General features: G+C 71.2%; 20 protein-coding genes. 9 read left to right on the forward strand and 11 right to left on the reverse strand.

Annotated elements, in window-relative coordinates; translation table 11 throughout:
• Nucleotides 1-17 precede the first annotated feature (17 nt).
• Nucleotides 18-1,640, reverse strand: a complete 1,623-nt coding sequence (locus BLS95_RS03410) for a hypothetical protein (RefSeq protein WP_090929264.1) — start codon at nt 1,638-1,640, stop codon at nt 18-20.
• Nucleotides 1,641-1,824: 184 nt separating this feature from the next.
• The gene (locus tag BLS95_RS03415) at nt 1,825-2,391 is read right to left on the reverse strand and encodes a YbhB/YbcL family Raf kinase inhibitor-like protein (protein WP_090929266.1); all 567 of its coding nucleotides are present in this window, start codon (nt 2,389-2,391) and stop codon (nt 1,825-1,827) included.
• 543 nt (nt 2,392-2,934) lie between these two features.
• Here BLS95_RS03415 and BLS95_RS03420 point away from each other — a divergent pair.
• Both BLS95_RS03420 and BLS95_RS03425 read left to right on the forward strand, forming a co-directional pair.
• On the forward strand, nt 2,935-3,456 hold the full coding sequence (locus tag BLS95_RS03420) for a PH domain-containing protein (protein WP_245764804.1): 522 nt from the start codon (nt 2,935-2,937) through the stop codon (nt 3,454-3,456).
• Complete coding sequence (locus tag BLS95_RS03425; RefSeq protein WP_245764805.1) at nt 3,453-5,048, forward strand: PH domain-containing protein; 1,596 nt, start codon at nt 3,453-3,455, stop codon at nt 5,046-5,048. Before BLS95_RS03420 ends, BLS95_RS03425 begins: the two co-directional genes overlap by 4 nt.
• A 489-nt stretch (nt 5,049-5,537) precedes the next feature.
• Here the strand turns inward: BLS95_RS03425 and sepH are convergent, their stop codons facing one another.
• The 5 genes from sepH to BLS95_RS03450 all read right to left on the reverse strand — a co-directional run bounded on the left by sepH (nt 5,538) and on the right by BLS95_RS03450 (nt 13,146).
• A complete protein-coding gene (gene sepH, locus BLS95_RS58885) occupies nt 5,538-8,651 on the reverse strand; it encodes a septation protein SepH (protein ID WP_218135579.1) in 3,114 nt (1,037 codons plus the stop codon).
• 160 nt (nt 8,652-8,811) lie between these two features.
• Nucleotides 8,812-9,768, reverse strand: coding sequence for a S8 family serine peptidase (locus tag BLS95_RS03435; RefSeq protein WP_143043567.1), 957 nt, complete (start codon nt 9,766-9,768; stop codon nt 8,812-8,814).
• 74 nt (nt 9,769-9,842) lie between these two features.
• The gene (locus tag BLS95_RS03440) at nt 9,843-11,120 is read right to left on the reverse strand and encodes a D-arabinono-1,4-lactone oxidase (protein ID WP_090929892.1); all 1,278 of its coding nucleotides are present in this window, start codon (nt 11,118-11,120) and stop codon (nt 9,843-9,845) included.
• Between the two features lie 42 nt (nt 11,121-11,162).
• Nucleotides 11,163-11,888: a polysaccharide deacetylase family protein gene (locus BLS95_RS03445; RefSeq protein WP_090929270.1), complete on the reverse strand. Its 726-nt coding sequence runs from the start codon at nt 11,886-11,888 to the stop codon at nt 11,163-11,165.
• Nucleotides 11,889-11,943: 55 nt separating this feature from the next.
• On the reverse strand, nt 11,944-13,146 hold the full coding sequence (locus BLS95_RS03450; RefSeq protein WP_090929272.1) for an MFS transporter: 1,203 nt from the start codon (nt 13,144-13,146) through the stop codon (nt 11,944-11,946).
• Nucleotides 13,147-13,239: 93 nt separating this feature from the next.
• Between BLS95_RS03450 and BLS95_RS03455 the strand changes: the two genes are divergently transcribed.
• A complete protein-coding gene (locus BLS95_RS03455; protein ID WP_090929274.1) occupies nt 13,240-14,469 on the forward strand; it encodes a lytic transglycosylase domain-containing protein in 1,230 nt (409 codons plus the stop codon).
• Here BLS95_RS03455 and BLS95_RS03460 read toward each other — a convergent pair.
• A complete protein-coding gene (locus tag BLS95_RS03460; protein ID WP_090929276.1) occupies nt 14,457-15,410 on the reverse strand; it encodes a ferrochelatase in 954 nt (317 codons plus the stop codon). The two genes, BLS95_RS03455 and BLS95_RS03460, sit on opposite strands and share 13 nt — an antisense overlap.
• 56 nt (nt 15,411-15,466) lie before the next feature.
• On the opposite strand from BLS95_RS03460, the gene BLS95_RS03465 reads away from it, so the two are divergent.
• Nucleotides 15,467-17,455: a S9 family peptidase gene (locus BLS95_RS03465; RefSeq protein ID WP_090929278.1), complete on the forward strand. Its 1,989-nt coding sequence runs from the start codon at nt 15,467-15,469 to the stop codon at nt 17,453-17,455.
• The gene (locus BLS95_RS03470; protein WP_090929280.1) at nt 17,455-18,243 is read left to right on the forward strand and encodes an inositol monophosphatase family protein; all 789 of its coding nucleotides are present in this window, start codon (nt 17,455-17,457) and stop codon (nt 18,241-18,243) included. The genes BLS95_RS03465 and BLS95_RS03470 overlap by 1 nt, the downstream gene beginning before the upstream one ends.
• Nucleotides 18,244-18,319: 76 nt before the next feature.
• Here BLS95_RS03470 and BLS95_RS55395 read toward each other — a convergent pair whose 3' ends face one another.
• On the reverse strand, nt 18,320-18,484 hold the full coding sequence (locus tag BLS95_RS55395; protein WP_176993001.1) for a hypothetical protein: 165 nt from the start codon (nt 18,482-18,484) through the stop codon (nt 18,320-18,322).
• 231 nt (nt 18,485-18,715) lie between these two features.
• Between BLS95_RS55395 and BLS95_RS03475 the strand changes: the two genes are divergently transcribed.
• The 4 genes from BLS95_RS03475 (at nt 18,716) to BLS95_RS03490 (ending at nt 22,127) form a co-directional block, all read left to right on the forward strand.
• A complete protein-coding gene (locus tag BLS95_RS03475) occupies nt 18,716-19,369 on the forward strand; it encodes a response regulator transcription factor (RefSeq protein ID WP_090929282.1) in 654 nt (217 codons plus the stop codon).
• 38 nt (nt 19,370-19,407) lie between these two features.
• Nucleotides 19,408-20,673, forward strand: a complete 1,266-nt coding sequence (locus tag BLS95_RS03480) for a sensor histidine kinase (protein ID WP_090929285.1) — start codon at nt 19,408-19,410, stop codon at nt 20,671-20,673.
• 308 nt (nt 20,674-20,981) lie between these two features.
• Nucleotides 20,982-21,281 carry a DUF4193 domain-containing protein gene (locus BLS95_RS03485; RefSeq protein ID WP_090929286.1) on the forward strand — a complete coding sequence of 100 codons (300 nt, stop codon included), beginning with the start codon at nt 20,982-20,984 and terminating at the stop codon, nt 21,279-21,281.
• 15 nt (nt 21,282-21,296) lie between these two features.
• On the forward strand, nt 21,297-22,127 hold the full coding sequence (locus tag BLS95_RS03490; protein WP_245764807.1) for a hypothetical protein: 831 nt from the start codon (nt 21,297-21,299) through the stop codon (nt 22,125-22,127).
• 24 nt (nt 22,128-22,151) lie between these two features.
• Here BLS95_RS03490 and BLS95_RS03495 read toward each other — a convergent pair whose 3' ends face one another.
• Both BLS95_RS03495 and paaK read right to left on the reverse strand, forming a co-directional pair.
• Entirely contained in the window at nt 22,152-22,769 is a 618-nt protein-coding gene (locus BLS95_RS03495) for a TetR/AcrR family transcriptional regulator (protein WP_090929288.1), read from the reverse strand.
• 4 nt (nt 22,770-22,773) lie between these two features.
• Nucleotides 22,774-24,078: a phenylacetate--CoA ligase PaaK gene (gene paaK / locus BLS95_RS03500; protein ID WP_090929290.1), complete on the reverse strand. Its 1,305-nt coding sequence runs from the start codon at nt 24,076-24,078 to the stop codon at nt 22,774-22,776.
• Between the last annotated feature and the right edge of the window lie 104 nt (nt 24,079-24,182).

Below are 24,182 nucleotides of genomic sequence, written 5' to 3' on the forward strand. Positions count from 1 at the left end.
TTAATGGGTGCCTGGGATCAGCGGTAGTAGTCGTGCGGATAGTCCTGCTCGGGCGCCGGCCGGTGACCGCCGTTGCCGTTCTGCTGCGGCTGGTTTCCGTACGTCGGCCAGCCGGCGGCGCTCGAAGGCGGCTCCGGCCAGGCGGCCGCGGACCCGTTGCCGGTGGCGGGGTTGGTGTAGTCGCCGGTCTCGTAGGCGAACGACGACGGCGGCACGGGGGCCGACAGCACGTCGTCGTAGGACGAGACCGCCCTGCTCGGCGTGGTGGGGGTGCCCGTGGCGGGCGAAGGGCCGGTCAGCGGGTCGGAGTCGTCGGCCACGGCCCAGCCGGAGCGCACCTCGTACGAGGCCGGGAAGGAGCCGGAGGGCGACTGGTCGAAGGCCGGCCAGGAGTTCGCGGAGCCATAGGAGGGGGCGGCGGGGGTGGGGTCGTCGAGGATGTCGGGCGTGGCCGGCCAGGAGCCGGACGAGGTGGCCGCGGGCTGGCCGGCCCACGTGGTGTCGAGCGGGTCCGCCACCCCGCTGTAGGCGGGGAACGGGTCGCTCGTCGGCGCCCCGTGGATGGGCGCGGGCGCGGCCGGGAACGAGCCGCTGGACGTGGGGCTCACGGCCGGGAACGAGCCGCTGCCGGTCGCCGCGGGCGTGGCCGGGAACGAGCCACTGGCGGGGTAAGACCCGCCGACGGCGGCCGCCGGGTAGGGGGAGTTGGTCGAGACCGGGTCGGGGCGCTTGGCGGGAGCCTGGTCGGCCGGGCGGGTGGGGGCGGGCACCGGCTGGGCGCCCGCGCCGAGGATGCTCATCACGTCGCCGGTCGGCGCCGCGAACGTCACGGTGCGCTGGTCCGCCAGCTCGCTCTGGCCAGGGGTGGCCCGCTTGACCGGCTCGACCAGGTCGGCGAGGTTGGCGGCCGCGGGGCGCGGCGGCAGGGGTCCCTGGACGGTGGTGGCGTCGGGGTCGACCGACGCGGTCGCGGGCTTCGGCTTGGAGCGTTCGCTCCGGCGCTTGGGCCGTTCGGGCCGCCCTCCGGCGGGCCGCTGCGCCGCGGGGCGCTGCTGCTCCGGACGCTGCTGCTCGGGCCGCTGTTCGGCGGGGCGTTGATCGGCCGGACGCTGTTCGGCCGGACGCTGTTCGGGACGCTGCTGCTCCGGACGCTGCGCCGCGGGGCGCTGCTCCGTGCGCTGTTGCTCGGTGCGCCGTTGTTCGGGGCGCTGCTGCTCGGCCGGGCGCTCGCGCTCGACCGGGCGGGAGGCGCCCTTCCTGGCCGCCACGGTGCCGCCGGCGCCGAAGCCACCCTCCTCCGCGTCGCTGCGGATGCTGGCCCAGAACTCCTCGTCATCGCTGTCCGAGGTGGGGTTGCCCCATTCGTCGACGCCACGCCTGCCGCGCTGACCGGTGCGTACCGGTTTCGGCTTCGGCTCGTCGATGGGGCTGAAGTCAGGACTGAAATTGGCCATGCGCGGCTCGTGCGCCGCGAACTCGTCCGTGGAACGAGCCATGGTCTGCTCTTCCTTCTCGGCCATCTCCTTCAGCCGTTCCGGAGGGAGCGAGCTCTCCCGGCGGTTCATGGAACGCATGCCCAGTGCCACGACGACGAGCACGAGGAGCACAACAGCGACCAGGCTCACTACGACCGCGATCATTGCACCACCCTCAAAGTCATGGCCTCCCTTCGGCGCCGGTGAGATCGCGCGGCCATCGACGCGACCTGCCCCCTTTGATCACCAGTGCCTAACAATTGGATCTGATTGTGTCGGACCACTATGAGAGTTGTCACACCCTACGTGAAGAATTGGTACACGGGTACTGCATGTCGTGTTCGTTCCCTCACTGAATGTCCACGGCTGTGAGGCGGCCACGGGCAATGGTCTGGTCCGCGATCTGCTTCAAGGTCTCGGAGAGGGAGGCGCTCTCCGGGTTGACCTTGCCGTCCAACGTGTAGACGGTGAAGCGGTAGCTGCCTTCGGAGTTGCAGGGGGGCTCGTAGCCCGCCTTGCCACTGGTCACCTTCGCCTGGCCGGACCCTGCGGGCGGGTCGGCGGAGGCGTCGGGGCCCAGCTCGGTCGTGGTCGCCGGGATGTTGTAGATCACCCAGTGCACGGCCGAATCGGAGGTGGTATGGGAATCGACCACGATGGCGATCGACTTCGCCTCGGACAGCGGTTGGCTCGACCAGCGCAGAGGGGGACTGCCCTGGCTGCCCCGGCAGGAGTATTCGCGCGGCAGCGGTTTGCCCTCGCGCAGTTCCGGGCTCGAGACGTTGATCTCCGCGATGTCCTTGGCCTGTGACTTGCCGATGAGGCCGGCACAACCCGCCACAGCGAACACGGCAGCCACCGCCGTCACACTGACAGCGATGCGCCGCATGCGCGATGCCGCGTTACACAGCCCCATGCCGGTTGATGCTACGCGGCCTTCGGCGGTGCGCAGACCGTTTCTCGATGGTCGGTGCTCGGCAAAGGATCCGAAACGGCCCAGAATCGCGGCTTCCGGGTAGTGAGGTTGGACACAACCATGACCTCTGTCATCCCGTGCCGAGTCGAAACGTGCCCTACCGAGGGACCCTTTCTGGCCTGCTGGTTCACCGTGGCGGGACGGGGCACGCGATGTGGTGCCGTGGGCCGACAAAACGGACATCGTTTTCGGTCGCCGCTCCAGGGCAAAAACCAGGCGCGTCGGATCTTGCCGGTGGACGCGAACGGCGGCTGCCACGTCGCGTGAGTGGCTCGCGCTGTGGTGCGGTCCCGCGCTGGCCGGGCCTGGCTGGCACGAACGTGGCGCCGCCGATGTGGCCAAGCTCGACAGCCTGCGGCCGGCCGCCATCGAGCATGCACCGGCGCCGATCGGCGCGTCGGCAGACACGCCGGGAGACCCGGCGTGTCTTTACCGCCTCCGACAGCGGATCATGATCGGGGATTCGCACCCTAAGCTGGCTTTGTGACGTCAAAAGGCCCGCTGCGCGATCCGGCGAATCGCGTCTCGCCCAAGGCCGTCCGCCTGTGGTTGCTGGAGGCGCTGATCGCGTTCGTGCTGTTCCTCGGCGGTTCGCTGCTGGTGGCCGGCTGGCTCGGCGGGAGCGGCTGGTCGTGGGTGCCCGGGTGGTTCGCCGACAACTCGTGGCTGCTGCCCGTCGCCGTGGCGGTGGTGACCCTGCCGTTCCTGGTGGCCGAGCCCTTCGTACGGTATGCCGTGCATCGCTGGGAGCTCTCAGGAGACGTCGTCTACGCCCGGTCGGGCTACCTGACCAGGGAGTGGGTTTTCGTGCCTGTGAGCCGCATCCAGACGGTCGACAAGGGGCAAGGGTGGACGGAACGGCTGCTCGGGCTGGCGACGCTCGAGATCCGTACCGCGTCCCATGCGGGCTCCTCGACGATCAAGGGTCTGGACCAGCAGGTCGCCGCGCGCCTCGCCGAGCAGCTCGCGCACCGGGCCGAGGAGCTCAGGGACGACGCCACATGACCGGACCCCACCCGCCGTCCCAGGAGGACGGGGGCGTCCCCGTGCCGCCGCCCGACGACGGGCGGCCGGCGAACGCGTTCGGGCAACCCCTGCCCGGCGCTCCCCTCCCTGGCCGGGCGCCGCTGCGGTTGAGCCCGAAGGTGCTGCTCATCCATCCGGTACGCATGCTGCCCTCGCTCCTGCTGCCCCTCGTCGGCGTGCTGTTCGTGGGCGGGTTCTCGGGCAGGTCGTACGGCTGGGCGGCGCTCGGCGTGGTGGCCACCGTCGCTTACGCGGCCATCAGGTGGGCCACCTTCACCTACGAGATCATCGGCGACCGCCTGGAGACCAAGCGGTCGTTGATCAGCCGCTCGGTCCGTACCATCCCGCTGGAGCGGATCCGCGGCGTGGACGTGTCCATGCCGCCCATGCACCGCCTGTTGCGCCTGGCCGTACTCAAGATCGACACGGGCGCGAGCGGCGGCGACGAGGAGGCCGAGCTCGACGGGGTCACGCTGGAGGAGGCCGAACGCCTCAAGGCGGTGCTCCTGCACCGCACGGCCAGGGCCGAGGCGCACGTGCCCGACCTCGCGGCGGCGGCCGGGCCGGAGGAGCGGACGATCGTCAGCGTGCCGCGCAAGTGGCTGCTGTACGGGCCGCTGTCGGGCGCCTACCTGCTCACCCCGTTCGCGCTCGCGGGTGGTGCGGTGGGGCTGGTGTTCCAGTGGGGGGACGATCTGGGGTTCGGCCAGGACACCGCCCTGAGCGTGGGGGAGTGGCTCTGGACCCACCCCTACCTGCTGCTGGCCGCGGCGCTGCTGCTGGTGGTGGCGATGCCGTTCGTGGGCGGGCTGATGTACGCGGTCTTCAACTGGGACTTCCGGCTCAAGCACCGCGACGGCTACCTGGTGGCGGAACGCGGGCTGATCAACCGGCGCAGCGTGTCCCTGGAGTCGGGACGCGTACGCGGCTACGAGATCGTGGACGGCCTGGCCGAGCGGTGGGCCGGGGTCGTGCGCGCCTGGGCCATCGTGACGGGGTTGGGCGACTCGCAGACGCGCGGCCAACTCCTGCCCGACGTGCCGCGCGCGGTGGCCGTCGAGGTGACCGCCGACGCCATCGGCCCCTACCGGTCCGCACTGCGCGCGCACCCGCCCGTGGCCCGCAACCGCCGCCTGTTCCGCGCCGTGTTCCCGTGGCTGGTCCTGGCGGTGGCGGCCGCCGTCCTGGCCTGGGTGACCGGTCACGTGGTGTGGTGGTTCCTCCTGGTGCCGGCGCTGCTCCTGGCGGTCCTGGGGGTTCCGCTGGGACTCGACAGGTACGCGTCGCTGGGGCACGGCTACGACGGGGTACGGCTCGCGGTGCGGTCGGGGTCGCTGCGGCGCTCCCAGGCCGTGGTGGAACGCCGGGCCGTGGTGGGATGGCGGCTGCGGCAGACGTGGTTCCAGCGGCGGGCCGGGGTGGTCACCCTGATCGCCGGGGTGGGCGCGGGCAAGGGCGGCTACTCGGCGATCGACGTCTCGGAGACCCAGGGGGCGACCTTCCCCGCCGAGGTGACACCGGACTGGCTCCGCCCCTTCATCCAGCCGGAAACCCCGCCACCCACCGGCTGACGGCCGCCCCGCTGCCGACTCCGAACGTCACCGCCCACTGGACACCCCGACGCCTGCCAGGTGTAAGGCGTCACAACGCTTGCGAGCCGCACCGCCTGTCGGATGTAAGGCACTGCGACGCTCGGGGGTCTCACCGTCCGTCGCGTGTAAGGCGTGGCAATGCTTACGGGCCTCGCAGCCTGTCGGGCGTAAGGCGCGGCAATGCTTGCGGACCTCGCCGCCTTCCGGTGTAAGGCAGTGCAACTGTAAGGCGCCGCAACGCTTGCGGACGTCGCCGCCTGTCGAGTGCCAACCGTGTTGACCCTTTGCGGACGTGGCCGCCGGTTGAGTAGCGGGCGCTCCAGTGCGCTCAATGCCGCCGGGCGGTGCACACCCCGAGGGTTCCGAATGCCGTCGCCAAGAGGGCACGCCGGCGCATGGAAGATGTGCGCCGAGGCCTATGTGACGCCGAACCCGGACGCGGGCACGCACCGGCCCGGGTCGGAATGGTCAGTCCTGGCGGCGGGCCCCGAACATGATCTCGTCCCACGTCGGGACCGAAGCCCGGCGGCCTCGTGACTTGCGCGCCGGACGGGCGGCAGGGGCGGGCGGCGGGGACGGGACAGGCACGGCCTGTTCCTCCTTGGCGTCGTCCTTCCCTGCCCGCGCCGCCGGCACCGCCGGTCCGGGCTTGGGCTTGGGCGCCGGTGGCTTGGCCTGCTGAGCGGGCTTCTCCGGCGCGGGCTCAGTCTGGGGCTCGGGCTGGGGCTCCGGTTCGGGCTCCGGCTCGGGTCGGCGAGCCTCGCTTGCCTGCTTCGGCTTGTCGTCCGATGCGGCCTGCGCCTCGTCGGCCTTCTTGCGGTCGTTGATCGGCGCGGCCTCCCCGTCACCTGCGGCCTCCGCAACCTGCGGCGTCGCCTTGGCGGCGTCATCGCGAGGAGCCTCGGCGACAACCTCGGGAACCTCGGCGGTGCTGTCCCGGCTCGGGACGGACATCTCGGTGCCGGTGTTCGCGTCGGCCGTCTCGGCGGCGGTGTTCGCGTCAGCCGTCGTGGCGGCGGCGGTTACGTCGGCCGTCGCGGTGGTGGCGTCGGCTGCTTCCGTGGTGTCGGCCGTCTCGGCGGTGGTGGTGACGTCGCCTGGCTTGATGACGTCGGGCGTCTTGATGACGTCGGGCGTCTCGGTGGTGTCGGGCGACTCGGTCGTGGTGACGGGAGTCTCAGCCACGACGGCCGAGGGCGGCGAAGAGGTGGTGACATCGGCGACCGGGGCGCTGGAGGCACCGTCGGTCCCTCCAGCGGCCACGTCGTCGGTCGCTTCGGTGGCCACGTCGGGGGCCGTAGCGGTGGCCACGTCAGCGGTCGTAGCGGCAGCTACGTCAGCAGCCGTAGTGACGGCCTCATCGGCGTTCGCTTCGGCGGCCGTGTCGGGCGCCGTGGTCGGTGCCGTGGCGGCGGTATCGGGGGCCGCAGCGGTGGCGACGTGAGTGGTCTCCACCGCAGCCACCGTCTCGGCGGGCGCGTCGCTGGAGGCAACGCTCTTCGCCGCGCCGGGTGTCTCGGTCTGCGCGGCCGGCGTCTGGGCGTGCGTGTCAGGTGTCTCGGCTGCCGGCGTCTGGCTCTGCGCCGCTTCCACCTCGGCTTGCGCGGCGTGCAGCTGTGCTTGCGCGGCGTGCGTTTCCGCTTGCGCGGCATGCATCAGCGCTTGCGCGGCATGTGTTTCCGCTTGCGCGGCGTGCGTCTGCGGCTGTGCGGCGGATGTCTCGGCGTGCGTCTGCGGTTGTGCGGCCGGTGTCTCGGCCTGCGTCCGGGCCTGCGTCTCGGCCTGTGCGGCCGGTGCCTCATGCTGTGTCTGGGCCTGCGCGGCCGGCGTTTCGACTTTATCGGCCTGCGTCTGGACGTCTGCGGCCGGTGTCTCGGCCTGAGTAGCAGGTGTTTCGGCCCGTGCGGCAGGGGCGGTGGGCACATCCGCCGTCTCCGAACCGGCCTGTGCGGTTTCCACTACTGCGGATCGGCTGGGGGTGGCCGACGTCTCTGCCGCTTCGGCGGTGGCAGGAGAGGTGACGGCACTGGCCTCCGCGCCGGAGGACGGTGACGCCGCCGCACCCGGGTGGGCGACGTCGCCCGGCTGGGCAACCGCCTCCGGGGCACCACTCGGCCGCGTGACCGGCTCCGTGGACAGGCTCGGCTGGGCGGGCGCCTCCTCGAAGGTCGCCTGGGAGTCCCCGGCGACGGCCCGAGGCGCCTCGGTGGGTGGTTGCGGGGCAGCGGTGTTCTGCTGCGGCCCTGCGGCAGGCGACTGCGGAGCCACGGTCGGCGACTGGGCACCGGCAGTGGACGACTGCTGAGCCACACCCTGCGACCGGGCACCGGCGGTGGACGACTGCGGAGCCACGGTGGGCGAGTGGGCAGCCGTAGTGGGCGGCTGCGGACCCGCGCTGGGCGAGTGCGGTCCTGCGGTCGGCGATGGCGCGCTCGTGGCAGGTGGCTGCGGGCTCATGGCGGGCGGGCGCGGGGTCGGGGTGGGGGGTTGTGCGGGTGGGTGGGCGGCGGGGGCGTAGATCGAGTCGCCGTCGCGCTCACCCGTACGTCCCGAGCTGAAGTCCGGCAGCCACGTCGAAGACCCGCCGCGGCGCGACGAGGTGTCGCCCGGGCGGGCATAGCCGCTGTCGCGGACAGGAGGCTCCGGCCGGAACGGCTCGCGGGCCGGCGGCTCGTGACGGAACGATTCGCGGGCGGCCGGTTCCTGGCGGAAGGGCTCGCGGGCGGGTGGTTCGTGGCGGAGTGGCGGCTCTGACGCGGGGTCGCGCGGGCCGGCCGCGCGGTCGAAGGGCGTCTCCCAGGAAGGCGGTTCAGGAGCGCGCGTGTACGACGTCTCCGCGGCTCGCGACGGCGAGTGGTACCCCACCGCGGGCTCCTCCGGCTCGCGCCGGACCACCGACGGGAACGGCACGGCGTCCGACGGCAGCGGCGGCACCGGCTGCAGCTTGGCCACCCGCGGCGCGAACGGCGTCACCGTCGTGTCCTCCACGGCCGCCGGCTCCGGGTCGAAGTCGGCGGACGACAGGCGCAGGGCCTCGTCGTCGTGGGGCGTCACGTGGCGCTTGCGCGGGTCGAAGAGCCACTCGGCGTGGCGCGTGTGACCGTTCCAGACGTAGCCGAGCTTGACCCGCCACAGCCCGTCGTCCCGCTTGGCGGAGTCCCAGTCGATCTCGTCGGTGGGCACGCCCCGGCGGGTCAGCCGCTCGGCCACGAGGTCACCCAGGGTGGGCCCCGGCGCGGACTCCCCGGGCATGCGTACGGCGACCCGCTGCGCCTGCTGGGCGACGTATTCGCGCTCCTGCAGCACCGGCCCCTCGAACCAGCGGACACGCTCGACCGGGATCCCGGCGGTCGCGGCTATCTCCTCAGCCGTCTCTCCGGCGCGGATGCGGGCCTGGATCTCCTTGGGACGCAACGGACTCTCCACTTCGATCTCGTACTGGCCGAGACGGGAGAAATTGCCGCGGACGGCAGCACGGAGCCGGTCGTCCACGGGAAGCGTGAAGCGCGTACCTCGCCCGGCAGTAGCCAGCACGAGATAGGTGCCGTCCTCACTCACCGCGACGAGTCGGAGCTCCTGCATGCGAGTCCCTTCGTCAGCGTCGCCATTCTTCCCCCGGACCCTTGAGTCTCTCGCGTGTGCCGGTTGCCTGCCAGCACCGTACCCGGCATGTCCGAACATCGCCTTCCTGGGATAGCCCCGGGGCGATGTGACGCCGGTCACATTTGTCGGATCCATCCCTCTATTGCCCACCGTTGCGCATGAGGAGGTCGGAGGCTCCAGATGGATTCTCGTCGATCAGGCCGCGTGCCGCAGCGCATTTGAGCCACGATGCCACGACCAGGGGTTGGGCAGAAGGATGGCGCTCCAGGTGCCGGGCGGCGACTCCGGCCAGGTGAGGGGCATGAGCCGAGTACGCCGCGCCGCCCGGCACGACCCGGCAGCCGCTCGCGTCGGCCGCCGCGACCACGAACACGCCCGAGCGCACCAGAGCCCGTACGGCCGCGTCGAGCGCGGGGGATCCGGCACCGTCGATTCCCAGGCTGGCGACGGCCGGCCCGCGCGCGTGCCGGTGGATCCAGTCGAGCCCCGCCAGTACGTCGGCCAGCGTGCCCGAGCCGCCGCAACCGAGCACCCGTACGGAGGCGATCCCGGCCCTGGGCGCCGCCGCGTGGGCCAGCCGGGCGGCCCGGGTGCCGTGGCCTGCGCAGTCGCGCCCGGTGCCGCCGGTGGCGTCGAACGCGCGCCAGACCCGGTCGGCGAACGGGGCCCGGCCGGGGTCGGTGCCGCTGTCCACGACGTACACGGTGGTGCCCCGGCCGCCGCCCCTGCCGGGGAGCGGTCGGGCCGGCGCGGCGATGGGCATGGGGAGGATCTGGTGGTCGGGCTCGATGGCGCTCACCCGTGGGTCGGCGCGCAACTCGGCGAGCTCGTCGGCGGTGAGGAAGGTGGCGAACCCGGGCAGGGCGGCGGTGTAATAACGACGGACCCGCCAGCGCACCTCGCCGACCAGATCGCGGGCCGCCACCCGGTTGCGCGCCGTGACGACGTACGGGCGGGTGGGCTCTGACGGGGCGAGGCGCGAGGCGAGTCCTGAGGCGGGCGTCATGGCGAGCGGAACGGTGGTGGCGGCGGCCGTGGCGGAGGTAGCCAGGGCCGCGGCGAGATACACGGAGGGCAGGCCGAGTCGTCGGGGCACGAGTTACGAGGGTGCCCGTGTCACGGGTCACCAGCGCTGAGAGACACGCGCGGGCGGCAGGTCTTTACCGAACGCTAGCCGAGGACGGCGTCCAGGTAGTCGTTGGTGAACAGACGGCGGGGGTCGAGCCGGTCCCGCAGGGCGGTGAAGTCGGCGAAGCGGGGGTAGACCCGACCCAGGTACGCGGCGTCCCTGGTGTGCAGTTTGCCCCAGTGCGGCCGGCCCGCCAGCCGGGTCATGATGTCCTCCACGCCCTCGAAGTAGGCGGGGTTCGGCGTGGGGCGGTAAATGTGGCAGGCGATGTAGGCCGTGTGCCGGCCGTAGGCGGGGGACAGCCAGGCGTCTCCCGGCGGCGCGACCCGCACCTCCACCGGGAAGCCGATCTTCCAGTCCATGAGCTCGATCAGGTCCCTGACCTCGCGTAGGGCCTGGGCGAGGCGTTCGCGCGGGACGGCGTACTCCATCTCCAGGAAGCGCACGTCGCGCCGCGCCGTGAAGATCTTGTACGAGGCGTCCACCGACTCCGAGTCCATGAGCGCCGCCGCGCAGGCGGCGTTGATCCGCGGGATGAGCTCGGGTAATCGCGCGCCCAGGGCGCAGGCCGCGCCGAAGACCGCGTTCTCCAGGAAGACGGTCTCCAGCCAGTGCTTGACGACACCGGCCGGCCGGGCCGGTCCCGCGTCCCTGTTGCCGCTCTTGACCAGGCAGGCGTCGGTGTGCGGCAGCCAGAAGAAGTCCAGGTGCTCGTTGTCCGAGGTCAGCGCGTCGAGCGAGTCGAGCAGCTCGCCGAGCGGCAGCCGGCGCCGCCGGCCGCGCAGCAGGAACGCGGGCTCCACCCGGAACGTCACGGCGGTCACCACCCCGAGCGCCCCCAGCCCCACCCGGGCGGCGTCGAAGAGCTCCTCGCCCGGCCCGGTGGTCGTCACCGAGCCGTCGGCGAGCACCAGCTCCAGCTCGGTGACCTCGTCGGCGAGCCCGCCGCTGTCGCGTCCGGTGCCGTGCGTGCCGGTCTGGATCGCGCCCGCGACGGTCTGTTCGGTGATGTCGCCCATGTTCGCCAGGGCCAGGCCGCGCTCGGCGAGCAGCTCGTTCAGCACCCGCAGGCGCGTGCCCGCCAGCACGGTGACGCGGTCGCCTGCCCAGGACCTGATCCCGGTGAGCGCGGACGGGCTCAGCATGATGCCGTCGGTGAGGGCCACTCCGGTGAAGGAGTGGCCCGTGCCGACCATCCGGACCCGCCTGCCCGCGGCGGCGGCGTCCCGTACGGCGTGTACGACGTCCGCCACGCAGGCGGGTACGCGGACTTCGGCGGGGGTGCCCAGCTGGTTCCGCGCCCAGTTCACGAACGCCATGAGCACCCTCCGGAATATCGTTCGGTCAGACCCGAACAATACTCACTGATTGCTCCAGCCCTGCGGAACGGGGAACGCGTCGCCGGGCTTCAGTTCCTCGCCCTTGATCACGTCGGACACCGTGACCAGGTGGTAGCCCTTCTTCTGCAGCGACTGGACGATGGCGGGCATGGCCTCGACGGTCTGCTTCACCCAGTCGTGCATGAGGATGATGCTGTCCTGCTTGGCCACCGCCATCGTCTGCTTCTTGATCTTCTCGACGTCCTTGGAGGCCCAGTCCTCGGAACCGGCGGTCCACAGGATGATCGGCATGCCGAACTCGGTGGCCACGTCGGAGATCGGCAGGTTGGTCAGCCCGTACGGCGGCCGCATGAGCTTGGGCTCGACGCCCGCGGCCTTCTTCACCTCGTCCTGGGTCTTCTTGACCTCGGCCCGGATGTCCCAGATCTCCTTCTTGGTGAAGTCCGGGTGGGTGTAGCTGTGGTTACCGAGCTCGTGGCCCTCCGCGACCATGCGCTTGACGAAGGCGGGGCGGCTCTTGACGTACTGGCCCTCGAGGAAGAACGTCGCCTTGGCGTTGTACTTCTTGAGCGTGTCGAGCAGCGTTCCCGCGTACTGGCCGGGGCCGTCGTCGAAGGTCAGCGCGATGCACTTGACCTTCGAGCAGTCGACGGGCGCCTTCTTGGGCGCCGCCGCTAAGGCGGGGGCCGGGGCCAGCGTGACGCAAACAACTGCGATGGCTAGAAGTGAACTGACTTGTCGGGACATAAGAAAAGCTTCCATTGTGATGGATGTTGCGAGGGATACTCCCGACGGTAGCGGATCAGCTCCGCGACGGTGAAGGCGCTTCGGGAAGTCTCAGCAAACCCGAACCTCCGATCCCGACCACCACGGCCAGCGCCGCCGCCCCCAGCGGGAAGACGTACGCACCGGAGGCGCCGTACGCCTCGGTGAGCCGGCCGCCCGCCCACGCGCCCATCGCCACCCCGAAGCCGATCGCGGTCGAGATCCACGCCAGCCCCTCCGTGAGCAGGGACGGGGGCACCAGCCGCTCGGTCAGCGAGAAGCCCGTGATGAGCGTCGGCGATATGGCCAGCCCGGCCAGGAACAGCGCCGCGGCCATCACCCGCAGATCGCCGATGAACATGATCGGCAGCAGGCCCACCACGAACACGCACAGCGCCCGGACGAACCGGCCGCGCAGCGAGATCCGCCAGCGCCTGGACCCGAACCACAGGCCCGACACCATCGACCCGCCCGCGAACGCGGCCAGCAGGAACCCGGCGACCCCCTTGGCCCCGTGCTCCTCCGCGTACGCCACCGTGATCAGGTCGACCGACCCGAACACCGAGCCCAGGGCCAGGTAGACGCACGACAGCAGGGCGATGCCGGGGATGAGGATCGGCGAGCCGGAGGCGGACCTGACGGTCTGGACGGGCGGCTGCGTACGCCGCTGCGCCGCCAGCACCATGGATCCCAGGAACATGCAGACCAGCGCCACCACCAGCCCCGCGTACGGGTTGACGCCGGTGGCCAGCACCGTCACCAGCGCCGGTCCGGTGACGAAGATGACCTCGTCCGCCACCGACTCGAAGGCGAAGGCGGTGTGGAGCTTGTTCGAGCCGCCGTGGATGACCGACCAGCGGGCCCGCACCATGGAGCCGATGGACAGGGTGGCGGCCCCGATGACCAGGCCAGAGGCGTACAGGGTCCAGTCGGGCAGCCGCAGCTCGACGCAGACCATGAGGGTCAGCAGCGCGAGCGCGTTGACGACGGTGAAGGGCACGATGACGCGGCCCTGCCCGAACCGGTCCACGAGCCGCCCCGACAGGGGCGCCGCGACGGCGAAGGCCACGTTGGTGGTGGCGGAGACCGCGCCGGCGGTGGCGTAGTTCTCGGTGACGGCGGTGATCATCAGCACGATCCCGATGCCGAGCATCGACATCGGCATCCGCGCGACGAATCCCGCCAGCACGAAACCCTTGACGCCGGGCCCGTTGAACAACCCCCGGTAAGGCCCGACCACGCCATTTCCTCCTTACTCACGCGAGCTAACCATTACGCACCGACAATCGCGAGAGCAAGTGTTTTATGCGCCGGGTGAGTTAACGTGTCCCGAGTGTCCGGTCTTCCCTCGTTCCGCATGGTCATGCTCATGGTGCTCGCGGTGCTCCTGGTCGCCGCGGCGGCCGGTGGGATCTCCGTCTACCTGGGCGATGACCTGGTCAGAACCGCGCAGGAGCCGGCAGGCAGGCAGCTCGGCCCGCAGCAGGGACAGCGGCCCGACGCCGGGCTCGACCAGCTCGTGCCCACGACCGCGCCGGTCAAGGAGCCGGTCAAGGAGCCGGTTCAGGAGCCGGTGAAGGACTTCGGCGCGGGCGGCCCGGGGATCACGTCGACCCCGGCGCGGGTGCTGGCGATCGCCCCGGCGACCGTGCCGAAGCAGGCCAGGCTCGCGCTGGGCAAGCTCCCGAACGTGCAGAAGGTGACCGTGGTGGACGCGGGCGCGGTCAAGGTGTCGGGTACGACCCTGAACCTGCTGGCCGTCGACCCGGCCGGCTTCCGCTCCTGGACGCCGCAGCCGGTGGCCGACGAGCCGGGCGTCTGGAGCGCGCTGGCCAGGGGCGAGCTGGTGGCCGACGCGGGCGCGATACGCAAGTTCGGGATGATCCTGGGCGCCCTCTACCAGGTGGACGGCGGCCCCCGGCTGCGCGCCGCGGTCTCGGCCACCCTCGGGCTCACGGGCGTGGACGGGCTGGTGAGCGCGGACGTCGGCAGGTCGCTGGGGTTCGCCCCGGGGGTGGCGGTGCTGCTGCACGGCAAGCCCGGCGCGATCAGCGAGGCACGGGTACGCAAGGCGCTCGGCAAGAACGCCCAGATCCTCATGCTGGACGCCGAGCACCGCGCCGCCAAACGGCGGCAGCAGCCGCCGCAGCAGCAACAACCACAGCAGGTGTCCGTGGGCAGGCCGGGCAGCTACCTGGAGCTCTACAAGGCCTCCGCCACCCGCTGCCCCGGGCTGTCGTGGACCGTACTGGCCGCGATCGGGCAGGTGGAGAGCGGGCACGGGCGCAACAACGGCCCCTCCAGCGCGGGCGCGCTGGGGCCGATGCAGTTCATGCCCGCCACCTGGAAGCACTACGGCGTGGACGGCGACGGCGACGGCAAGTCCGACATCTGGAGCCCGTACGACGCGGTGCCCGGCGCGGCCAACTACCTGTGCGCCAACGGCGCGGGCCAGGGCGGCGAGAAGCTGCGCAAGGCGATCTGGTTCTACAACCACTCGTGGGACTACGTGAACAAGGTCATGGGCATCGCCGCGGCCTACGCCAGCACCTACGCCTCCTGAGGACGGCGGCGGGGCGGCGGGCAGCAGGTGAGCGCGCAGGGGACGGGCTCGGGCTCGTCCATCAGCTCGCGCACCATCCGGACGAAACGCGGGTGCGTGCCCGCCGTCGCCGCCCGCTCCAGCGGCAGCCCCAGCTCGGCGGCGACCTGCCGGGCCTCGGTGTCGAGGTCGTAGACCACCTCCATGTGGTCGGAGACGAACCCGATCGGCACCAGCACGACCGCACGGGCATCCGTCTTGCGCAGGTGGTCGCAGACGTCCGGCTCCAGCCACGGCACCTGCGGCGGGCCGCTGCGCGACTGCCACACCAGGTCCCACGGTCCCGTCCGGCCCAGCTCCCGGTTGACCAGCTCGGCGCTGCGGCGGAGCTGAGCCTCGTAGAGGCCGCCCGCCGGTCCGGCGGTCTCGGCCATCGAGACCGGGATGCTGTGGGCGGTGAACACCAGCCTGGCGTCGTCGCGGCCGAGCCGCTCCAGCGCGGCCCGCGTGTGGTCGGCCATGGCCGCCACGAACCCCGGATGGTCGCCGAAGTGCCGCATCTTGACCAGCTCGGGGCCGCCCTCGACGGAGATCCGGTCGATGTCCTCGTAGTACTGGCGGCAGCTGGAGTAGCCGGCGAACGCCGACGTCGCGAAGACCGCCGCCTTCCTGATCCCGTCGGCCTTCATCTGCCGCACGGTGTCCTCGCCGAACGGGTGCCAGTTGCGGTTGCCCCAGTAGACCGGCACGCCCGCGATCGGGCGCAGGGCCTCGACCAGCGCGCGGTTCTGCCCGTTGATCGGGCTGACCCCGCCGAAGGACTGGTAGTGCTCGGCCACCTCCAGCAGCCGCTCGCGCGGCACGCCACGGCCGCGTACGACGTTTTCCAGGAAGGGGAGCACGTCGTCAGGTCCTTCAGGACCGCCGAACGAAAGGACCAGCAAGGCGTCGTAGGTTCCCACGTGACAACCCTATGCCGGGATGCCCGTGATCCCGGTCCCGAGGTAAGTTCGGTCAGGTGAGCGCATTCAACGACATACGTGACTACGTGGCCATCCCCCGGGTTCTCTCTCTGCGGCTCTCGCCTGACGGCTCCAGGCTGATATCGGTCGTCCAGTCCCTCAATCCCGACGGCAAGTCGTACGGCACCGCGCTCTGGGCCGTGCCCGTCGCAGGCCCGCACGACGGCGAGCCGTACCGGCTCACCCGGTCCGCCAAGGGCGAGTCCGCCGCGGTCTTCACCGACGCCGGTGACGTGCTGTTCACCTCCGCCCGCCTCGACACCACCGTCAAGGACTCGACCGACGAGGTCCCCGCGCTCTGGCTGCTGCCCCGCGCGGGCGGCGAGGCCCGCCAGGTGGCCGCCCGCCCCGGCGGCATCTCCGGCGTCCGTACGGCCGGCGACGTCGTCGTGTTCGCCTCCGACGTGCTCGACGGCGAGGAGGCGGCCGAGGAGGAGAAGCGCAAGGCCCGCAAGGACGCCGGGATCAGCGCCGTTCTGCACGAGGGCTACCCGGTCCGCTACTGGGACCACGACCTCGGCCCCGGCCGCACCCGGCTGTTCGTGGCCCGGCTCGGCGCTGACCGGCTGGAGGACGTACGCGACCTGACCCCCGACGCGGGCGAGGCGCTGCGCGAGGCCGCGTTCGCGCTGACCCCCGACGGCGCCACCGTGATCGCGACCTGGCACGTTCCCCTGCCGAAGGGCGAGCGGCGCACCGACCTGGTGGCCATCGACGTGGCCACCGGCGAGCGGCGCACCCTGCTCAGCCAGGAGGGCCACGACTTCGACGGCCCGCTGGCGATCTCGCCCGACGGCACCCGCGTGGCCTGCTCCCGCAGCCGCGTCACCGGCCTGGAGGTCTCGGCCCGCCACGAGCTGTGGATCGCCGACCTGGCCACCGGTGAGGGCCGCGAGTACGCGCCCGACCTGTTCCCCTCGGACGTCGAATGGGCGCCCGACTCCACGGCCGTCTACATCGCCGCCGACCACCAGGGCCGCCGCCCGATCTTCCGGGTGCCGCTGGACGGCGAGGTCGCCAGGCTCACCCAGGACGACGCCGCCTACCTCGGGCTCAACGCCGCCAAGGACGGCACGGCCCTCTACGCGCTGCGCAGCGGCATCCGCCTGGCCCCCGCCCCGGCCAGGATCGACACCGCCACCGGCGAGATCACCGACCTGCCCACGCCCGCGGAGCGCCCCGAGGTGCCGGGCACGCTCACCGAGATCAGCGCCACCGCCGACGACGGCACCACCATCCGCGGCTGGCTGGTGCTGCCCGAGGGCGCCTCCGCCGAGAACCCCGCGCCGTTCCTGCTGTGGATCCACGGCGGCCCCGTCTCCTCCTGGAACGACTGGGCGTGGCGCTGGCAGCCCGCGATCATGGCCGAGCACGGGTACGCCGTGCTGCTGCCCGACCCCTGCCTGTCCACCGGCTACGGCCAGGAGATGATCGACCGGGGCTGGGGCAACTGGGGCCCGCGCACGATGGCCGACCTCGACGCGATCGTGGACGTGGCGCTGGCCAGGGACGACATCGACAGCGAGCGCATCGGCGCGATGGGTGGCTCGTTCGGCGGCTACATGGCCAACTGGGTCGCCGGCCACAGCGACCGCTACCGGGCCATCGTCACCCACGCCTCGCTCTGGAACCTCGACCAGTTCGCCGGCACCACCGACTCCGCCGTGTACTGGCAGCGCGAGTTCGGCGCGCCCGGCTCCGAGCGGTACGACCTGTTGTCCCCGCACCACTCCCTCGACAAGATCACCACCCCGATGCTGGTCATCCACGGCGACAAGGACTACCGCGTGCCGATCGGCGAGGGCCTGCGCCTGTGGTGGGACCTGCAGCGCAGCGAGGTGGACGCGAAGTTCCTCTACTTCCCCGACGAGAACCACTGGGTCCTCAAGCCCGGCAACGCCGTCGCCTGGTACGAGACCGTGCTCGCCTTCCTCGCCCAGCACGTGCTCGGCCAGGAGTGGAAGCGCCCGGACTCGGTGGCCTGATGACCGACTTCCTGCGGCTGGCCGAGGACATCGCCCGCGAGGCGGGGGAGATGCTGATCGCCAAGCGCCCCACCATGTCGGCGGAGATCGCGACCAAGTCCAGCCCGACGGACGTGGTGACCGCCCTGGACACGGCCTCGGAGCAGCTCATCCGTGAGCGCGTCGGGGCCGCCAGGCCCGGTGACCGGATCCTCGGGGAGGAGGGCGGCGAGGCGCCGGGCGATTCGGACGTGCGCTGGATCGTCGACCCGATCGACGGCACCGTCAACTTCCTGTACGGCCTGCCGGACTGGGCGGTGTCGATCGCCGTCGAGGTGAAGGGCCAGGTCGTGGCCGGAGTCGTCAACGTGCCGGCGCGCGGCGAGGTCTACACCGCCGCGCTCGGCGCGGGCGCCTGGCTCGGCGGCGTGCCGCTGCGCTGCAACAGCGGCGTGCCGCTGGCGCAGGCGCTGGTCGCGACCGGGTTCGGTTACTCGGTGGCCAGGCGCGCGGTCCAGGGCGAGGTGGTCGCGGCCGTGCTGCCGAAGGTGCGCGACATCAGGCGCGGCGGCTCGTGCGCCGTCGACCTGTGCTCGCTCGCGGCGGGCCGGGTGGACGCCTATTACGAGCGGGGCGTCAACTACTGGGACTTCGCCGCGGCGGGCCTGGTGGCCACCGAGTCCGGCGCCCGGCTCGACGGGCTGCGCGGCCGGCCGGTCAGCCCCGAGTTCGCGTTGTGCGCGGCGCCGGGGTTGTTCGAGGACCTGCACGACCTGCTGGTGTCACTCGACCCCGAGCGTGACGCCTGATCCAGGCGTGACGCATGCGACGTGAGTGCCGCATGCGCGGGACGGCCGGAGCCGCGCTCCGGCCGTCCCGCCATGTCTAGCGAGGCAACGGGATGCCGTGATCGACGGCCAGGCGGCGCAGGTCTTCGATCTCGGCGGTGAGTGTGTCGGCGAGGTAGTCGTCGCCGACGCTACGGGCCTCCCGCAGGCCCTTGTAAGCCTGGTCGAGGCGTTGTTCGATCGTGGTCGTGAACTCGCCCATCTCACCTACCTTCATGGGGCCCGTGTCATGCGCGGGGCGAAGTTTCCCATAGCTGGTTGATATCCGGGCAATGGGTGTCCGCAGCCATACCCCGCCCGGTCCGCTCCCGAAACATGAATTTCGTGTGGTTCGTCTCACCGGGGGGTCACGCATCCCCGCACATGCCTTACCGTGCGCTTATCGAGGCTGTGGGCAGAATGAGTGACCGAATCGGAGAGAGGTGTACCGAGCGTGCGGGTGCTGGTGGTAGAGGATGAGCGGGTGCTCGCCGACGCGATCGCGACCGGGCTCCGGCGCGAGGCCATGGCGGTCGACGTCGCCTACGACGGGGGCGGTGCTCTCGAGCGGACCTCCTACATCGACTACGACGTGATCGTGCTGGACCGCGACCTGCCGGTGGTCCACGGCGACGAGGTGTGCCGCCGGCTGGTGGAGCAGCGGTCAGCCTCGCGGATCCTCATGCTGACCGCCTCCGGCGACGTGGACGACAAGGTGGAGGGCCTCGGCCTCGGGGCCGACGACTACCTGGCCAAGCCGTTCGTGTTCATCGAGCTGGTGGCCCGGGTGCGGGCGCTCGGCCGGCGCTCGGCCCCGGCGTTGCCGCCGGTCCTGGAGCGCAGCGGGATCACGCTCGACCCGGGCAAGCGGCTGGTGCAGCGCGACGGCAGGGAGATCGTGCTCACCAAGAAGGAGTTCGCGGTCCTGGAGGAGCTGCTGCGCGCCGAGGGCGCCGTGGTCAGCCAGGAGGACCTGCTGGACAAGGCGTGGGACGAGAACATCGACCCGTTCACCAACGTGGTGCGGGTGACCATGATGACGCTGCGGAAGAAGCTGGGCGACCCTCAGGTGATCGAGACCGTGCCCGGTGTGGGGTACAAGTTGTGACTGACAGGCCGGACCGCGAGGCAGGGCCGACGCATCCGATGATCAGCCCGCACTCGTCGAGAAAGGCGACGCGGGTGCAGGAGGCGCCGCCGCCCGTCGGGCCGCCCGCCTGGGACGGCCCGCCCCCACCTGGTCAGCCGCCGGTGCAGCGAAGCACCATGGCGTGGATGAAGGGGCTCCCGGAGAAGGTCAGCATCCGCTGGCGCCTGACGCTCACCTACGGCGCGCTCGTCTTCATCGCGTCCGCGGTGCTGCTGCTCTCGGTCTACATGATCCTGGGCACCGCCATCGAGAACGCGTGGCCGGCCCTCGACACGGGGCTGCCCCCCAGCCTGGATCGCCAGTACCAGGAGACCTGGACCAAGTGGCAGCAACTGGCGGTCTCGAACGCCCGGGGCGCGCTGCTCAACAGCGCCTTCCTCGCGCTGCTCGGCGTGGGCATCCTGGCGCTGATCATCGGCTACTTCGTCGCCGACCGCGCGATGCGGCCGGTGGCCCAGATGACCGCCACCGCCCGCAAACTGTCGGAGAGCACCCTCGCCCACCAGCGCATCGCCCTGGAGGGCCCGAACGACGAGCTGAAGGAGCTCTCCGACACCTTCGACGCGATGCTCGCCCGGCTCAACGTCGCCTTCGACACCCAGCGGAGATTCGTGGCCAACGCCTCCCACGAATTGCGAACCCCCTTGACCATCAACCGGACCGTGCTGGAGATCGCGCTGTCAGACCCGGTGGCGTCCGAGGACCTCAAAGCGCTGGGCAGGACACTGCTGGAAGTCAACGCGCGTAACGAGAAGCTCATAGAGGGGCTGCTGTTGCTCGCCCGGAGCGAACGGGAACTCGCGGTACGCAAACCGCTCGACGTTCAGGAAGTCGCTCAGACGGCGGTCGAACAGGTCACGCCCTTCGCCGACGAACATGGTGTCGCCGTAACCACCGAACTGGTCAGTGCGCCTACCACAGGTGACCCGGTCCTCCTGGAGCGTTGCATCAGCAACCTGCTGGAGAACGCGGTGAAGTACAACATTCCCGAAAACGGAAAAGTATGGATCCGGACGGGAATGGCAGGCAGTGGCTTGGTTGTTCAGGTGGCGAACACGGGGCAACTCGTCCCGGCGTACGAGGTGAACAGCCTGTTCGAGCCGTTCAGGAGGCTCCATGCGGACCGCGTGGAATCAGCCAAGGGGGCAGGACTGGGGCTGTCCATCGTCCGTGCGGTGGTGCAGGCGCACGGCGGAAATGTGGCCGCCGTGCCGCGCGATGGTGGCGGACTCGTGGTCACCATTCGGCTTCCTGGACGCTGACGCGCGGCATGCTCCGGGGGTTCGTCAGCGTGTTGATGCACAGGGGGCGTCTCGTTCTCGGCGCACATGTGGTTGGATGTGCCGTCGAACACGGTGGTGCAAGCGGCCAAGGCTGTGGGTTTCGCCATATTTGGCTAACCATTGCCGACGGCAGCAGGCACTGACGTGTTGGGAGGTTCGTTGTCCGTTCCAGCGGGGTACCGATGGGAAATCTCCCCGACGGAACGGGCACAAGATGGGCCTCCCGGACGTTAGAAGACGCGCGACGAGCGCGAGGACATATAGATGAGGGGGATGGAGTAAGCACAATGGCTACCGACTACGACAGCCCGCGCAAGACCGACGACGACCTGGGGGAAGACAGCCTCCAGGAACTCCAGGCGCGGCGCACCGACAAGTCGTCCGGCAGTATCGACATCGACGAGACCGATCTGGCGGAGTCGCTGGAGTTGCCCGGCGCCGACCTGTCGAACGAGGAGCTCTCCCTGCGGGTGATCCCCCGCCAGGCCGACGAGTTCACCTGCTCGCGTTGCTTCCTGGTGCATCACCGTAGCCAACTGGCGTCCGAGCGGAACGGCCAGCAGGTCTGCAGGGAGTGCGCCGCCTGATAAGGAGGCATTCGCGTGGCCGTACCGGAGAAAGACCACCACCGACCGGGCAATGAGATCGCCGACCCCGATAACGAGGTCGGCGAGCTCGTAGGCAGGCTCACCACGCCCGGTGAGCTGGAGCCGGCCGAGCGGCGCAGGCTGCTCGGCCGACTAGCCCAGGCCCTGTCGACCGGGGCGAAGAAGGCGCGTGTGACCGGCGCGGGCCGGGGGCGCTGGGTGGCCGACGTCTTCCTCAACATCGCGCCCCGCATCCCGATCAGGGATCTGCAGACGCTTTCCGAGCACCATCACGGCCTGACCGGCGAGGAGCTCGCCGACGATCTGGTGCGCACCGCGCAGAAGGGCACGATGACGGTCGGCGCCATCGGCGGAGCGCTCGCGGCGGCCCAGTTCGCAGCCCCACCCCTCCTGCTCTCCGCCCCGGCGCAGCTGGTCGCGGAGACCCTCGTCGTCGCCGCCATCGAGGTCAAGCTGCTGGCCGAACTGCACGAGGTCTACGGCGTACGCATCGACGGCACCGGCGCCCAGCGGGCCGTCGCCTTCACCGCGGCCTGGGCCAGGCAGCGCGGCATCGACCCCCTCGCCCCCGCCTCCGTCTCGCTCGCGCTCGGCGCGGCCACCAAGACGGCCCTCCGCAACCGCCTGATGCGCACGCTCGGCCGCCACCTGACCACCTTCGGCCCCTTCCTGACCGGCGCGATCGCGGGCGGGGCACTCAACCGGACGGCGACGAAGAAGCTGGGCAAGGCCGTACGCGACGACCTCCGAGGCAAGCAACCGGTGCGGCGCGGCCCCCGGCAGCCGGAGGTGAGCCCCGAACGGCGCGACGAGCTGGAGAGCTAGCCACCCGGCCCGGTGCCGCGCCCCTCAGCCCTGTGCGGCCGGTCGGCTGCGCAGGCCGTTGAAGGCCATCTTGAGCAGCGCGTCCGCCAGGTCGTCGGGCGAGGCGTTGCCGCGCGCGGGTTCGTACCACTCGGCGATCGAGTTGACGGTCCCGAACAGCAGCCGCGTGACCAGTGCCGGATCCACGTCGGGCCGGAGGCTGCCGTCCGCCGCCGCCTCCTTGACCAGCCGGCTGATGAACCGGTCGAACTCCCGCCGCCGCTCCAGCGCCGCCTGCTCGGTCACGCTGTTGCCGCGCACCCGCAGCAGCAGCGTCACGTAGGGCAGCCGGTCGACGAGGATGCGCACGCTCTGCCGTACGACCCACTCCAGGCGCTCGATCGCCGGCCCCGCGGCGGCGCGCTCGTCGGCCACCATCGCGAAGAGCCCGTCGAGCGCCCGGTCGAGCGCCCGCCCCAGCAGTTGCTCCTTGCCGGGCACGTGGTAGTAGATGGCCGACTTGGTGACGCCGAGCGCCCTGGCCAGGTCCTCCATGCTGGTGCCGTCATAGCCGCGCTCGTTGAAGACGTGCACGGCGATGGACAGGACGGACTCCGGATCATGTCCGCGCCTGCGCGGGCGGGTGGGGGTCGGGGCGGCCATAGTGCTAATTATCCCTGGTTGCCCGGCTGTCGATGACGCGTTTGAGCTTGCCGACCGAACGTTCCAGCGTCTCCGGGTCCACCACCTCGACCTCCACGCGCACGCCGACGGTGTCCTTGACCGCCTGGCGCAGCGCCTCGCCCGCCGCCGCCCGCTCGGTCAGTCCGGGGCGCGCCTCGACCTTGACGGTCATCACGTCCAGCCGCTCGGGCCGGGTCAGGTGGAGCTGGAAGTGCGGCGACAGCCCCGGCGTACGCAGGACGAGCTCCTCGATCTGGGTCGGGAACACGTTCACCCCGCGCAGGATGATCATGTCGTCGGTGCGGCCCGTCACCTTCTCCATGCGCCGGAACGCGGGCCTCGCGGTGCCCGGCAATAACCGGGTCAGGTCGCGGGTGCGATAGCGGATGACCGGCATGGCCTCCTTGGTGAGGCTGGTGAAGACCAGCTCGCCCGCGTCCGCCGGGTCGCCGGTGAGCGGATCGACCGTCTCCGGATAGAAATGGTCCTCCCAGACGTGCAGGCCGTCCTTGGTCTCCACGCACTCGTTGGCCACGCCGGGGCCCATGACCTCCGACAGGCCGTAGATGTCCACGGCGTGCACGTCGAAGCGCTCCTCGATCTCCACGCGCATCCGCTCGGTCCACGGCTCGGCGCCGAAGATCCCGATCTGCAGCGACGACTCGCGTGGGTTCAGGCCCTGCGCCTCGAACTCGTCCAGCAGGGCCAGCATGTACGACGGCGTCACCATGACGACCCGCGGCCGGAAGTCCGTGATGAGCTGCACCTGGCGGGCGGTCATGCCGCCGGAGACGGGCACCACCGTGCAGCCCAGCCGCTCGGCCCCGTAGTGGGCGCCCAGCCCGCCGGTGAACAGGCCGTAGCCGTAGGCCACGTGCACGATGTCCCCCGGCCGGCCGCCGGACGCGCGGATCGAGCGGGCCATGACCTCCGCCCAGGCGTCCACGTCGTTCCTGGTGTAGCCGACCACGGTGGGCTTGCCGGTGGTGCCGCTGGAGGCGTGGATCCTGGCCACGCGCTCGCGCGGGACGGCGAACATGCCGAAGGGGTAGTGGTCGCGCAGGTCCTGCTTCGTGGTGAAGGGAAAGCGGGCCAGGTCGCCGAGCTCCTTGCAGTCGCCCGGGTGCACGCCCGCGCTGTCGAACTTCTCCCGGTAGAACGGGACGTTCTCGTAGGCGTGGCCGAGCGTCCATTGCAGTCGCCGGAGCTGGAGTGCCGCGAGCTCGTCACGGGAGGCCCGCTCGATCGGGTCGAGCTGGTCCCGCGCCGGGGGATCGCCGAGTCTCATGCGCCTCACACCCTCATCTCAGTTCCCTGCCGCGGCCGCGGAGCTCGGCGGCCACCCGGCGTCCATCATGCGACGCGCGCTCCCCAACGCAAGTCTCCCTTGTC

The organism is Nonomuraea jiangxiensis, from assembly GCF_900099965.1.
Lineage (GTDB): Bacteria > Actinomycetota > Actinomycetes > Streptosporangiales > Streptosporangiaceae > Nonomuraea > Nonomuraea jiangxiensis.